General features: G+C 44.4%; 12 protein-coding genes and 1 tRNA gene. 5 read left to right on the top strand and 8 right to left on the bottom strand.

Translation table 11 applies throughout. The features are described from left to right. Positions 1–534: ATP-binding protein (locus tag A7D14_RS17800; protein ID WP_067032083.1), on the top strand; the 534-nt coding region annotated here is incomplete at its 5' end. A gap of 2 nt (positions 535–536) precedes the next feature. Here the strand turns inward: A7D14_RS17800 and A7D14_RS17795 are convergent. The 6 genes from A7D14_RS17795 to A7D14_RS17770 form a co-directional block, all read right to left on the bottom strand. Then, entirely contained in the window at positions 537–1,124 is a 588-nt protein-coding gene (locus A7D14_RS17795; RefSeq protein ID WP_067037580.1) for an Arm DNA-binding domain-containing protein, read from the bottom strand. A 252-nt stretch (positions 1,125–1,376) separates the two neighbouring features. Next, positions 1,377–1,450 (bottom strand) — tRNA-Asp (locus A7D14_RS17790). 126 nt (positions 1,451–1,576) lie between these two features. After that, a complete protein-coding gene (locus A7D14_RS17785; RefSeq protein WP_067037578.1) occupies positions 1,577–2,506 on the bottom strand; it encodes a DUF58 domain-containing protein in 930 nt (309 codons plus the stop codon). A gap of 80 nt (positions 2,507–2,586) precedes the next feature. Next, positions 2,587–2,904 carry a thioredoxin gene (gene trxA, locus A7D14_RS17780; RefSeq protein WP_067037576.1) on the bottom strand — a complete coding sequence of 106 codons (318 nt, stop codon included), beginning with the start codon at positions 2,902–2,904 and terminating at the stop codon, positions 2,587–2,589. 103 nt (positions 2,905–3,007) lie between these two features. After that, on the bottom strand, positions 3,008–7,393 hold the full coding sequence (gene dnaE, locus A7D14_RS17775) for a DNA polymerase III subunit alpha (RefSeq protein ID WP_067037574.1): 4,386 nt from the start codon (positions 7,391–7,393) through the stop codon (positions 3,008–3,010). A 141-nt stretch (positions 7,394–7,534) separates the two neighbouring features. Beyond that, entirely contained in the window at positions 7,535–7,990 is a 456-nt protein-coding gene (locus A7D14_RS17770; protein WP_067037572.1) for a ferritin-like domain-containing protein, read from the bottom strand. A gap of 278 nt (positions 7,991–8,268) precedes the next feature. Between A7D14_RS17770 and A7D14_RS17765 the strand changes: the two genes are divergently transcribed. Beyond that, complete coding sequence (locus tag A7D14_RS17765; RefSeq protein WP_067037570.1) at positions 8,269–8,883, top strand: 30S ribosomal protein S16; 615 nt, start codon at positions 8,269–8,271, stop codon at positions 8,881–8,883. A gap of 11 nt (positions 8,884–8,894) precedes the next feature. Beyond that, the gene (rimM, locus tag A7D14_RS17760) at positions 8,895–9,422 is read left to right on the top strand and encodes a ribosome maturation factor RimM (protein WP_067037569.1); all 528 of its coding nucleotides are present in this window, start codon (positions 8,895–8,897) and stop codon (positions 9,420–9,422) included. A gap of 46 nt (positions 9,423–9,468) precedes the next feature. On the opposite strand, the gene A7D14_RS17755 is transcribed toward rimM, so the two are convergent. After that, positions 9,469–10,041, bottom strand: coding sequence for a hypothetical protein (locus A7D14_RS17755; protein ID WP_067037567.1), 573 nt, complete (start codon positions 10,039–10,041; stop codon positions 9,469–9,471). Between the two features lie 167 nt (positions 10,042–10,208). Here A7D14_RS17755 and A7D14_RS17750 point away from each other — a divergent pair, with 167 nt between their 5' ends. After that, entirely contained in the window at positions 10,209–10,922 is a 714-nt protein-coding gene (locus tag A7D14_RS17750; RefSeq protein ID WP_409552702.1) for a tRNA1(Val) (adenine(37)-N6)-methyltransferase, read from the top strand. Positions 10,923–10,970: 48 nt separating this feature from the next. Beyond that, entirely contained in the window at positions 10,971–12,149 is a 1,179-nt protein-coding gene (locus A7D14_RS17745; RefSeq protein WP_067037563.1) for an acyl-CoA dehydrogenase family protein, read from the top strand. Here A7D14_RS17745 and A7D14_RS17740 read toward each other — a convergent pair whose 3' ends face one another. After that, positions 12,150–14,456 carry an FdhF/YdeP family oxidoreductase gene (locus tag A7D14_RS17740; RefSeq protein ID WP_067037561.1) on the bottom strand — a complete coding sequence of 769 codons (2,307 nt, stop codon included), beginning with the start codon at positions 14,454–14,456 and terminating at the stop codon, positions 12,150–12,152. Positions 14,457–14,539 lie beyond the last annotated feature (83 nt).

The following is a 14,539-nucleotide window of genomic DNA, read 5'->3' as shown; positions in this document are numbered from 1 at the left end:
GCCGTTATGGAGGCCATCGATTACGGCCCTGGAAGGAACATCGACAGGAACAGGATACAACGCTACGCCTCCTGTGGATTTATACACAAGGGTGAAAATATGCTCATTACCGGGAGCACCGGGGTGGGCAAGAGCTATCTGGCCTCGGCCATTGGGCACCAGGCCTGCTCAATGGGGTACAGGACCATGTACTTCAACACGGCCAAGCTCTTTACCCTGCTCAAAACCTCAAAGGCGGACGGGTCCTTTCTAAAATTCATTGGAAAACTTGAAAAACAGGACCTGCTCATACTGGATGACTTTGGCCTAAAACCATTGGACAACATCAACAGGCACTCTTTGATGGAGATCATAGAGGACAGGCACGGCAAAAAGTCCACTATTATAGCCTCACAACTGCCCGTGGAGGCATGGCACGATGTCATCGGTGAAAAAACAATCGCTGACGCCATCCTTGACCGTCTGGTGCACTCAGCGCACAGGGTGGACATTAAAGGGGAATCTATGAGGAAAAAAATTAAAAATAAACATTAACTTCACCACCAAAATGAGTCGATCTCGTGCACTTGATTTGCACTGCTCACTTTCATCCGCCGCAGGTGGTATACATTGACCGCCCTATCCATGATAAACTCATAATCTATCTTTTTAAGCGGATAATCCTTTTTTTGGTACTTGTGTGCTATGTAATCGGAGATATGTGATTTGGCAGCTTTATACCGTTGAAGTGTTCCTGCGGAATATTCCTTGCCCACCAAACTTTCCATTTCATCATTGTGATCTTGGAATATTTCCAAGATCAGATATTGTTTCTGACCCTTGCCCAAAAAGATGTTCTTCACGGTATCCGCATCCACGTATTCACCGGTACGGACAAGCTCATCATAGATAGAAATACACTTCGCCTTTAAGGTGTCAAAAAATCGATTGAGCACCAGTATTTCTGGGCCTTTGCCGCGAACCCTACAGTTGTCGGCGTCCCATCTGGAAAGTTCAATTTGCTTGCCCGTACTGAACTCCGCACGTTTCCCATCGAGGGTAATTCGGGCATAGATGATGGATTTTTTTGGTTGCTTTACAACCTTTCTCTTTGGGTAAAAAATGACGTTGACTGTAGAAAACATAAGAATAGGATTGAATTAACACTTTGAAGGTACAAAAAAAGGTCTTAAATAAATGTTAACGAATCCTTGCAATAAGTTGCAAAACAGCTGATTATAGCGATGGAGGTGCCTCTGAAATAAGAGTCTTGAGAGGCACCGAATTAGGCACCTTTTATATGGTATTTTTTGCTATTTTTTGGCACCAATGGAAATGAAAAAAGCCTGTAAACATTTCATTTACAGGCTTTTGCATAAATTTGGAAATATTCCAAGCGGTCTGGACGGGACTCGAACCCGCGACCCCCTGCGTGACAGGCAGGTATTCTAACCAACTGAACTACCAGACCAATGATTTTATCTTTGTGAGACTCCGGCAACAGCCAGATTCAAATCTTGTTCATTTGCTTTTTTAAAGCGAGTGCAAATATACACTCTCATTTCGGATTCAACAAAACATTTTTTAAAATTAATGGCTAAACAAATTTCTGCCGTTCTATCATAAATGTGTTCAGCACTTGCGAGAAATTTTGCCGCACATCAACCCCCACATATTTAATTCGGTACTGGGCGCATTTCATTTGTAGATTTTCCTGATATTCCCGCACTTTTTTGGAATAGGCTTTTTTAATATTGTCCGCATACAAATCGATATGTGCACCGGTCTCCACGTCCACATAACGCTTGGGGGTATTTTCAAATTCAAAGCCGAGTTCATGTTGTTCATCCAGCAAATGAAAAAGAACCACAGCATGTTTGTTGTATTTTAAATGGCGGAGTGCCTCAAAGAGTCTGTCCTCTTCCGTTTCGGTCTGAAACATGTCCGAAAACAAAAATATAAGACTACGCCTATGGATTTTTTCCGCAATCTGATGCAAAAACGTATAGGTTTTTGTGGTCTGTGAGGTGTTCTTGATTTCCGAAACCTCATTTAATTTGGAGTACAGCATCTGAAAATGGCGCTCACTGCTTTTCTCATTCGCATGAAAATTGTAAGTGTCAGAGTAGATGCTCAAACCCACAGCGTCCCGTTGTTTTTTTAAGATTTGCATCAATGCGGCAATGGACAAAACCCCAAAACCAATCTTGTTGAGATTGTCAATGGAGAGGTTTTTCAACTCGGGGTAGTACATGGAGGCCGAGTTGTCCAAGATCATATGGCATCGTAAGTTGGTCTCGTCCTCGTATCGTTTTGTATACAGCCGGTCCGTTTTGGCATACAATTTCCAATCTATGTGTTTGGTGCTCTCTCCGGGATTGTAGATTTTATGTTCGGCAAATTCTGCGGAAAAACCATGGAACGGGCTTTTGTGGATGCCACTGATAAAACCTTCCACAATCTGATTGGCCAAGAGTTCCAGATTTTGAAAAAGTTGTGCCTTATGAAGTTCCGATCTAATGTCCATACACTGATTCTGGCTTCAAGATAAAACAAAAAAGGCTTGACAATTGCCAAACCTTTTTTAAAATCGGTATTCAAATATTGTTATAACGCTGCATCTATAGCATCAGTATAGACTTTTTTAGGGGAAACGCCCACTTGGCGATTTACAATCTCACCATTTTTAAAGACCAATACCGTAGGAATGTTACGCACCCCATATTTGGCTGCAAACTGCTGATTGGCATCAACATCCACTTTTCCCACTACGGCCTTTCCCTCATATTCTTGGCTTACTTCCTCAATGATAGGGCCTACCATTCTACAGGGGCCGCACCATGCTGCCCAAAAGTCCACTACGACAGGTTTGTCGCTTTTTAAAACTACTTCGTCAAAAGTTGCATCTGTTATTTCTAGTGCCATCTTATTTATTTTAATATTCGCAAAGTTAGTCAAATATTGCCCATCTACCTTACGCACAGAGCATTCGTTTTAATTATTGCGCCATCAGCATTACCTATGTGGGTTAGTTTAACTTATAATGAATCTCATTGGCCTCCAAGGCCGATAGCAATTCACTGCTTATTTTTACCTTCTGTTTTCTGCTGGACAGTTTGAGCTTTATCTCGTCCTGCATCTCATAGACCACAAAATTGAGTGGATGCTCACCCTTGTATGATCGCAGCGTATCTTTCAGGGTCTGAATGCGTTGCTCTTGCAGTCGGGCTATGTCCAATTTGATGGTCAGCTTTCGCGCATAGGCATCCATTACATCCTGAAGCTGTTTAAAATCATTGAACTGCAATCGGGGATCTCCCTTTTTGCCCGTTTCACGATTGACCCATCCTTCGCGAACAAAGGCCTTGACATAGACAAAGGAGTTGATCATTAAAAAATGCCTGAATTTGAGGTATTCCTCACCAAAAATCCGGAATTCGTGGGAATCGGTGTAGTCTTCCAAGGTAAAAAGCCCCCAACCTTTTCCATTTTTGGAAATACGGTGTTGCACATCGGTGATCACACCGGCCACGGACAGTTCCCGGTTCACGTATTCCTCTAAATTCGTAAAGGCGGAAACACTGGTATTGCAGAAAGCGGTAATCTCTTTTTTGAAATCATCCAAAGGATGACCCGAAATATAGATGCCCACCACTTCTTTTTCCCGACGGAGTTTTTCCATGGTGCCCCAATCCTCGCAGGGAGGAACAACAGGCTCCGGAATTTGTACCTCACTGGCTTCCCCAAAGAGGCTTACCTGTGACGAATTCTCATTTTCCTGGAATTTTGCCCCGTATTTGATCGCCTTTTCCAAAAAGGTGATTTCATCCCCATCATGATGAAAATATTGCGCACGATGGGTGTCCGTAAACGAATCAAAACCACCGGCCAAGGCCAAATTCTCAAAGGACTTTTTGTTGGCGGCCCTAAGATCTACCCGTTTGGCCAAATCAAAAACAGATTTGTATGGGCCGTCTTTCTTCCGGTTTTCCACAATGGTCTCCACTGCAGAGCGTCCCACACCTTTAATGGCTCCCATGCCAAAGCGAACGGCGTTGTCCTTGTTCACTGCAAATTTGTAGTACGATTCATTGACATCCGGGCCTAATACTTCCAATCCCATTCGCTTACATTCCTCCATAAAGAAAGTCACCTGCTTGATGTCGTTCATGTTGTTGGACAGCACAGCGGCCATATATTCGGCAGGGTAGTGGGCCTTTAAATAGGCTGTTTGGTATGCAATGTAGGCGTAACATGTGGAGTGACTTTTATTGAAGGCATACGAAGCGAATGCTTCCCAGTCCTTCCAAATTTTTTCGAGAACATCTCGCGGATGTCCATTTTTTTCACCACCATCCAAAAACTGTGGCTTCAATTTTTGGAGCAGGGCAAAAATCTTTTTTCCCATGGCCTTCCGCAGGACATCCGCATCACCTTTGGAAAATCCGGCCAGCTTTTGGGAAAGCAACATCACCTGCTCTTGATACACCGTTATGCCATAGGTTTCCTGAAGGAATTCCTCCATTTCGGGGAGGTCATAAGTGATTTCTTCCTCACCATGTTTCCGGGCAATAAAACTGGGGATGTATTCCATGGGCCCCGGACGGTAGAGGGCATTCATGGCGATGAGATCATCAAAAACCGTAGGTTTTAGGTTTTTCATGTGCTTTTGCATCCCGGGCGATTCGTATTGGAATATCCCCACCGTGTCACCGCGTTGGAAAAGTTCGTATGTTTTTTCGTCATCCAACGGAAAATCATCGGGAACCAAATCGATACCGGTGCGGGCTTTCACAATTCTCACCGTATCCTTGATGAGGGTCAATGTCTTCAATCCCAAGAAATCCATCTTTAGGAGACCCGCACTTTCCACCACGGAGTTGTCGAATTGGGTCACGTACAGATCAGAGTCCTTGGCTGTGGAAACGGGGACAAAATTGGTGATGTCATCTGGGGTGATGATGACCCCACAGGCATGGATTCCCGTATTCCGCAATGACCCTTCCAAGACCCGGGCCATGTTCACGGTCTGTCCTTCCAAGTCATCTCCTTCGGAGATGTTCAACAATTCGTTGACCTTTTCCAATTCATCGGAGCGGAATTTTTTTCGCAGCTCTGCCTCATCAACCCCAAATATTTTGCCCAGTTTGGACATGTTGGGAATGAGCTTGGCAATGCGGTCCGCATCGCCCAAAGGCAAATCCAAAACCCGCGCCGTATCCCTGATGGAAGATTTGGCTGCCATGGTTCCGTAGGTGATGATCTGGGCCACCTGATTGGCACCATACTTATTGATCACATAATCCATGACCCTGCTACGGCCTTCATCATCAAAGTCGATGTCAATATCGGGCATGGATACCCTATCCGGATTCAGGAACCGCTCAAAAAGAAGGTCATATTTCAATGGGTCGATGTTGGTGATGCCCAAACAATAGGCCACCACGGATCCTGCGGCAGAGCCCCGCCCCGGTCCCACGGAAACATCCATGTTTCGCGCTTCGCGGATAAAATCTTCAACAATCAGAAAATAGCCAGGGTAGCCCGAGTTTTTGATGGTCTCCAACTCAAAATCCACGCGTTCGCTTATCTCTGGGGTGATTTCACCGTAGCGTTTTTTGGCACCTTCGTAGGTGATGTGCCGCAAATAGGCATTTTCACCCCGCTTGCCACCATCCTCATCATCTTCCCTGACCTTGAATTCTTCTGGAATGGTGAATTTGGGCAGAAGAATATCACTGGCCAGATCATATGGTTCAATCTTGTCAATGATTTGCTTGATGTTAAGAATGGCTTCAGGAACATCCTTGAAGAGTTCCTTCATCTCATCCGAAGACTTAAAGTAGTACTCTTGGTTGGGCAATCCGTAGCGGTAACCCCGACCCCTGCCGATGGGAGTGGCCTGTTTTTCGCCATCTTTTACACAGAGCAAAATATCATGCGCCTCGGCATCTTTTTTATCGCAGTAATACGTATTATTGGTGGCCACCAACTTAATATTGTGGTCCTTTGCCATTTGTAGCAACACCTGGTTCACGCGGTCTTCATCTTCTTGGCCATGGCGCATCATTTCAATATACAGATCATCCCCAAACTGTTCTTTCCACCACAAAAGGGCTTCTTCGGCCTGTTTTTCGCCCACGTTCAGAATTTTACCGGGCACTTCACCATAAAGGTTTCCGGTTAGGGCAATGACATCTTCCTTGTATTGTTCCACCACCTTTTTATCGATACGGGGCACATAGTAGAAACCATTGGTGTAGGCAATGGAAGACATCTTGGCCAAATTGTGATACCCTTTTTTGTTTTTGGCCAACAAGACGATTTGATGGCCGTAATCCTTCACATTTTTATTGGTGTGGTCTTCACAGACAAAGAATTCGCAACCTACAATGGGGATAATTTCTTTTTCGGTGGGTTGCTCACCTTTTTCCACTAGTTCAGCATTTTTTTCCTTGACCACTTTGTTGTGCGCCATGATTTCTTTCACAAAGTGAAAGGCACCCATCATATTGGCATGGTCCGTAAGTGCTACGGCGGGCATGGAATTCTGGGCAGTGGCCTTTACCAAATCCTTGATGTTGATGGTGGACTGCAACACCGAAAATTGGGAATGGTTGTGCAAATGGGCAAAAGGCGCATCCTCGAGGGTCTCGATGTTTTCTTGGATCTCTTTTTCCGAAATTTCCCCAGTATCTTTTGCCCAGAGCGCATCGGCTATTTTCTTGGACGCTTCCTTTAGATTGATGTGCTTTAATCCAATGAGCTGGATTTCTTGTGGGTTGGCTTCGGAAAACCGCTCAAAATAATCGGGTTGTACATCCAGTTGCTCTGAAGTGAACTGTTTTTTTCGAACCAATTCCAAAAAACAACGGGTGGTGGCCTCAACATCTGCCGTGGCGTTGTGCGCTTCGGCAAAGGTTTCCCCAAAAAGAAATTCGTGCAGCTCGGTTAAGGTGGGCAGTTTGAATTTGCCGCCCCGGCCCCCGGGAAGTTTACACAGCTCTGCGGTATGTTCCGTACAAGTGTCCAAAACGGGGAGTTGTGTCAAAGGACTTTCCATCCCTTTTCGGTGAAATTCACACCCCATTATGTTGATGTCAAAATCCACATTTTGCCCCACTACAAACTTGGTCTGCTCCAAAGCTTTGTTGAAGGCTTCAAGAACTTCTCCCAGTGGCACGCCATTTTGTTCTGCCAAGGCTGTGGAAATACCATGGATTTGTTCAGCTTCGTAGGGGACATTGAACCCTTCTGGCTGTACCAAAAAATCTTGTTGCTCCACCAAGTTCCCCAATTCATCGTGCAGTTGCCAAGCAATCTGAACACATCTTGGCCAGTTGTCGGTATCGGTAATGGGAGCATCCCAACGCTTGGGGAGTCCTGTGGTTTCGGTATCAAAGATTAAGTACATAGATTCAATTGTAGGTCAAAAAAAGCAATGAATAAAAGTACGAAGGAAGCCCGTTTTGGGAAAATAGAGTTTTTACGACTTATCAACTAAAAAAAGCCGGGAATCTCCCAGCTTCTTTTGCTTTTATATTGAACCTCTTGATTATGAAATTGCGGCTTCAAAGATATTGGCGGTTTCCAAGGTTTTTCTGATTGCGTTTCTGTGGCGCATCAGAAGACTTTCAGTAGATGGTGGCAATACAAAATCTTTGTCCTGCAAGATGTCATTGTATGTGGCAATGGCCTCTTTCTCACCTCTGTGCACTTCTTCCAGCATTACTTCCTCGGTATTGGAAGAAATCAATGCCTTGAAGTCAATCCAAGAGCGGTGCAGGGTTGCTTTGGCGCTTCCACTTGTATCGGGCGCCTGTCCAAAAGAAATGATTTCTGCCTTTAGTTCTTTTCCAAAGTTATATCGCTGATTGGCGCTATTCTCGAAAAATTCTTTTATGGTTTTATTATCTACCTTTTCAGCCGCTTGTCTGAAACCTTTTTCGGCGTCATAAGTTCTTTTTAATAATTCATTTAGTTTGTTCGACATTTCTACGGTGTACTTCATGGGTTTTCATCTTCATTTAGGTTATTGGCTGTTGGCTCTCAACAGCTCCTATATATAAGATACAGGTAATGGGCGCAATTGCAAGTATTTGTGGTGGTTTAAGATGGGTTTAACGGGATTTGGGATATGTGTTAAAGAGGCTTAACTTTTTTATACTTCAATAGCTGTGTAATAAACAAATAAATGTATATTTGCACCCGCTTTTCGGTTCGACTACGTTCACTGATTGCAAAAAAGAATTAATAACCAGGGTCGGGCACCCTACAAATTAATGTGATATGCCAGTTAGAATTAGACTACAAAGACACGGTAAAAAAGGTAAACCATTTTATTGGGTGGTTGCCGCAGATTCCAGAGCAAAAAGAGACGGTAAATTTTTGGAAAAATTGGGAATCTATAACCCCAATACCAATCCCGCAACCATAGACCTTGATATAGATAGTTCGGTAAAGTGGCTGCAAAACGGTGCGCAACCCACCGATACTGCAAGGGCCATTCTTTCCTACAAGGGAGTTATGTTGAAGCACCATTTAATGGGCGGTGTTGCCAAAGGCGCACATACCGTAGAGCAGGTTGAGGAAAAGTTCAAGGCTTGGTTGGAAGAAAAAGAACATGCTGTTCAGGCCAAAAAAGATGGATTGAGCAAAGCCGAAGCTGAAGCCAGGGCAAAAGCATTGGCAGCCGAGAAAGAAGCCAATGAAAAACGAATTGCCGCTATGGCTCCCGAGGTTGAAGAAACCCCTGAGACCGAAGTAGCCGGTGATGCATCTGAAGAAGTTGCCGCTGTGGAAGCTGCACCAGAAGTCCCAGAAGAAGCTCCTGCTGCTGAAGAGATGAAGGAGGAAGCTGCGGAAGAGCCAAAGGCTGAAGAAGCTTCCAAAGAAGAAGAGTAAATCCAAAGACGATGCGCAAGGAAGATTGCTTCTACCTGGGCAAAGTCGTTTCAAAATATAGTTTTAAGGGTGAGGTATTGGTGAAATTGGACACCGACGAACCCGAAATCTACGAAAACATGGAATCAGTTTTTGTTCAATTGGGGCAAAATCTGGTTCCATTTTTTATTGACCGCTGCCGACTTCATAAATCCGCCTTGCTCCGTATAGATTTTGAAGAGGTGAAAGATGAACCTACTGCGGATAAGCTCATCGGTTCTGAGTTGTATCTACCTTTGACCATGCTTCCCAAACTTAGTGGGGACAAGTTTTATTTTCACGAAGTGATTGGCTTTACACTCATGGATGAGGTGCATGGCGATATCGGAATCATACAATCCGTGAACGACAGCACTTCACAAAACCTTTTTGAGGTAGAAAAAGACGGGAAGCAACTTTTGATTCCCATAAGTGATGAGATTATTACCAAGTTGGATCGTAAAAACAAGACCATTCATGTGAAGACGCCGGAAGGGCTGGTGGACCTTTATCTGAACTAAAAAAGGAAGCCAATAGGCCTCCTTTTTTTGGTAAAAACTGAAAATTTTATTTTTTCCATTTCCCACCACCTATGTAGAAACCAAGGGAGATGCCAATGTAGGAGTTTTTTACTTCTGCACCCCCACCGAAGTCGGTTTTGCCTATAAGGTTGTATGTTGCCGCCACCCTAAATTTGCCAGCTTCAAACCCGGCTCTTACGAGTCCGCCAAATTTTCCGTCGACTTCAAGTTCCGCGGAAGCCTGAAATCCTTCAGATTCTACACTGGAACTAAGACTGCCAAGAGAGCTGTAACCAACCCCACCACCAATAAATGGAGCAAAGGAGGAACTACCAGAATTAAAATAATAATCAAAGGTACCTGAGTAGGATACGCTTGCTGTTAGGTCAGCTTCTGTTGCACCAACATTCTTGGCCATAGCAGCAGATTCAAAACGCAAACCAATGTTCATATTGTCGGCAATATTGTACTTGGGTTCAATGGCCAATATAATTCCACCTCCACCATCGGGCATGGCGTACCCAAAGTCAAGCCCTACACGAAATTTGTTTTGTTCTTGTGCATGCGCCCATTGCGCCAAAGATGCCATAACAATACATACATAAATAAGTTTTTTCATAATAATAATGTTTAATTGGTAATTTGATTTTATTACATAAGCGCCGAAAGTAACCCATATACAGAGTTTGGGTTGCCTCAATCTAATGGATGGGCTGTTTGACTTTATGAATGCTTGGGTTGAGTTGGTGGACTACATTCAGGTATGTCTTATATAGTTACATTTGAATAATGAAACCATTTGTTTTTAAACAATTCACCATTCACCAAGATCAGTGCGCCATGAAAGTGGGCACAGACGGGGTCTTGCTGGGCGCATGGACATCTTTGGAACACCGGCCCAATTTAATTTTGGATATTGGTGCCGGAACAGGATTGATTGCTTTGCAATTGGCCCAACGATCATCAGCGGAAACTATTGATGCCATTGAGTTGGATGATGATGCGTATGAACAATGTGTGGCCAATTTTGAGGCCTCGCCATGGGCAGACCGACTGTTCTGTTACCATGCCGGTTTTGATGAGTTTGTGGATGAGATGGATGAAACCTATGATTTGATCGTTTCCAATCCGCCATTCTATTCCGAAGATGTGACAAGTGGGAGTGAATCGCGGGACAAGGCAAGACAGAGTGGCTCGTTGCCTTTTGAAGAATTGGTTGAGGGTGCGGCAAAACTTTTGAATGAAGATGGAATTTTTACGGTGATCGTTCCCTTTAAAGAAGAATCTGATTTTATCAATCTTGCCAAAAAAGAAGGGTTATTTCCAAACCGAATCACTAGGGTTAAGGGTAATCCCAATACCAATTTTAAAAGGAGTTTGATGGAATTTAGTTTTCATGCCGTTGAACAGGACATTGATAATCTGGTCATTGAGGAGGGAAGACATCAATACACCAAAGAATACATTGAATTGACCCAAGCATTTTATTTAAAAATGTAACATTGAATAGACTAAATGTTATATTTGACAAGTAAAATTTTATTCTGAATGAAGCCCGATTTATTTGAAGCCCCAGATTACTACAATCTCGATGATTTGCTTTCCGAGGAACATAAACTCGTTCGCGATGCTGCCCGTCAATGGGTAAAGCGTGATATTTCCCCCATCATTGAGGAATATGCCCAAAAAGCGGAATTTCCCAAACAGATTATCGGTGGATTGGCTGAAATCGGTGCGTTTGGCCCATACATCCCTGAAGAATATGGCGGGGCTGGCTTAGATCAGATCAGCTATGGATTGATCATGCAGGAAATAGAACGGGGAGATAGTGGGGTGCGTTCCACCGCTTCCGTACAATCATCCTTGGTAATGTATCCCATTTTTGCCTATGGCACGGAAGAGCAACGCAAAAAATACCTGCCCAAACTCGCAACAGGGGAGTGGATGGGCTGTTTTGGGCTGACCGAACCCAACCATGGATCCAATCCAGGGGGGATGGAGACCAAATTCAAGGATGCTGGGGACCATTACCTTTTGAACGGTGCCAAATTGTGGATTTCCAATTCACCCTTTGCCGATGTAGCCGTGGTGTGGGCCAAAAATGAAGAAGGCAGGATTCACGGACTTATCGTGGAACGTGGCATGGAAGGTTTTTCCACACCTGAGACGCACAACAAATGGTCGTTGCGGGCATCGGCCACAGGCGAACTTATTTTTGATAATGTAAAAGTGCCCAAAGAAAATTTGTTGCCGGGTAAAAGTGGACTCGGTGCACCATTGGGTTGTTTGGATTCCGCCCGGTACGGCATTGCATGGGGCGCCATTGGTGCTGCCATGGATTGTTATGATACCGCACTCCGATATGCCAAGGAACGGATTCAGTTTGGAAAACCCATTGCCGCATACCAGCTTCAGCAGAAAAAATTGGCCGAGATGATCACCGAAATCACCAAAGCCCAGTTGCTGGCTTTTCGTTTGGGTCAGTTAAAAAATGAGGGGAGGGCCACTACGGCACAAATTTCCATGGCCAAGCGCAACAATGTGGACATGGCAATCAAGATTGCCCGAGAAGCACGACAAGTTTTGGGCGGAATGGGCATTACAGGCGAATATAGCATTATGCGCCACATGATGAACCTTGAAAGCGTGATCACTTACGAAGGCACACACGACATCCATCTCTTGATTACCGGAGCGGATATTACCGGAATTCAGGCGTTTAAATAGTTAAAATTTAGAAACTTTTTCTACGGTTACCTTAATCGATTTGCTGATAGGCGTCTGGCTCTTGTCCGCAAAATGATTGTAGGGAACCAATAAATTGGTTTCTGGAAAATAGGCAGCCATGTTCCCTTTGGGAATTTTATAGGGAACGACCAGAAATTTTTCTGCAGAACGTTTGATCCCGTCATAATTGCTGTATAGATTGACTACATCCAATTTGGTCAAACCCTTTTCAGCCATATCCTCTTCATTCATAAAAACAATACGGCGCTCGTTGTGAATACCCCGATACCGATCATTCAATCCATAAATGGTGGTGTTGAACTGATCATGGGAACGAATGGTCATCAACAGCAGTTCATCAGGATTCAGCTGGTGGTCGGGCAAAGAATTAATTGATAATTGAGCCATGCCATTGGGAAGCATCCGAAAATCACGATCCCGAACATTGTTCGGGAGGTAATACCCAAACCCTTTGGACTGTTCACTCGTTTTTTCAAACCCTTTTACGGTCTTATCGATAAGATTTCGGATGAGATTGTAGTCCTGTCCCAACGCATACCAATTCATGGAATGGTCGCCCCTAAAATACGTATGGGCCAAGAGCGAAATGATTTCAGGTTCACTTTTAATGTATTCCGAAGCAGGCCTCAACAGACCTTTGCTCTGCCGAACCTTGCCCGTACTGCTTTCCATGGTCAAAAATTGAAGCTTTCCGTTTTTCTCATCTTTTTCGGAACGCCCAAAAGTGGGAAGTAGGAGTGCTGTCTTGCCCGTCACCAAATGACTTCGATTCAGTTTGGTACTGATTTGAACCGTTAAATCACAATTTTGTAAGGCCTCCGCAGTATATTTTGTATCCGATGCGGCCATTAAAAAATTACCACCCAAACAAATGAATACCTTGGCCTTTTTCTCGTGCATGGCCTCAATGGTCTCCACGGTATCATATCCCTGTTCGGTAGGTGGGTCAAAATTGAGATGCTCCCGGATTTTCTCGTTCAAAGTCTTGTTCACGAAATGCATTATCCCCACACTTCGATCACCTTGCACATTGCTGTGACCCCTAACCGGACAGGTTCCCGCAAAGGGCTTGCCCACAGCACCCTTCAACAATAAAATATTCACATATTCCTTAATGCACTCCACAGCATTTTTGTGCTGGGTGATTCCCATGGCCCAACAAATCACGATTTTGGAATTTTCGGCCAACAGCTGAACCGTTTTGTCAATTTTTCGCATGGAAACGCCAGTACGCTGCTGCAATGTTTCCATGTCATATTGCTCCAAATCCTTCAATAGCTCGTCATAACCATCCACATATTCCACAATAAATTCATGGTCGAGAATATTGGAATTTTTAGCATCGAGAGCGACCAGTTTCTTCAAGATCAGTTTCGCCAAAGCAATATCCTCATTGATTTTGACTGGAAGGTGAATGTCGGCAATCGGCTGTCCGTTGCCCAACATATCCGAAATATTTTGGGGATTTTTAAAGTTGACCAGTCCCGTTTCGGCCAATGGGTTTATGCTGATGATCTTGCCGCCATTTTTTTTGCACTTTTCCAGGGCCGATAGCATTCTTGGGTGATTGGTGCCTGGGTTTTGTCCCACCACCAAAATCACTTCCGCCCCATACAGATCATCAAGCTTTACGGAACCCTTTCCGATGCCCAAGGTTTCGGAAAGTGCCACCCCAGATGATTCGTGGCACATATTGGAGCAATCAGGCATGTTGTTGGTGCCAAAAGCACGGGCAAACATACCGTAGAGATAAGCGGCTTCGTTGCTGGATCGGCCCGAGGTATAAAAAATGGCCTCATTTGGATTTTTCAAGCGGTGCAATTCCTCCGAGATCAATTCAAAAGCATCCTGCCAAGAAATGGGCTCGTAGTGAACACTGTTCGGTTTAAGGACCATCGGTTCAACCACACGTCCCAATTTGTTGAGTTCAAAATCGCTGAGTTGGGATAGTTCTTCCACGGAATGCGCTGCAAAAAATTCCGCGCCAATATGTTCTTTGGTGGCTTCGTCTGCCAGTGCTTTGGCTCCATTTTCGCAGTATTCTGCAATTTTTGAGGGGTGTTCGGGAACGGGCCAAGCACAACTGGGACAGCGAAAGCCATCCTCTTGGTTCATTTCCAAGAGACTACGCATGGAACGGACAATGCCCATTTCCTTAAAAGTATGTCGTAAGGCTTCTTTAACCCCCAAAAGACCTGCTGAGGTTTGCATGGGTTCTTTTAGGCGCAGTCCCGTAAATTTGATGTCCCCAGTGAGGGAAACCTTGCGCTTTATCTCTTTTTCCATGCTCTAATATAGGATTTTGGGGCGGGATAATTATTTTTCATCACTTCGGGCAATTCTATGTTGAGCGTAGTTACCTTTGATTT

The organism is Allomuricauda sp. CP2A (genome assembly GCF_001683915.1).
Lineage (GTDB): Bacteria > Bacteroidota > Bacteroidia > Flavobacteriales > Flavobacteriaceae > Flagellimonas.
Note: the sequence above shows the minus strand (reverse complement) of the source record. Positions and strands in the feature narration are given on the sequence as shown.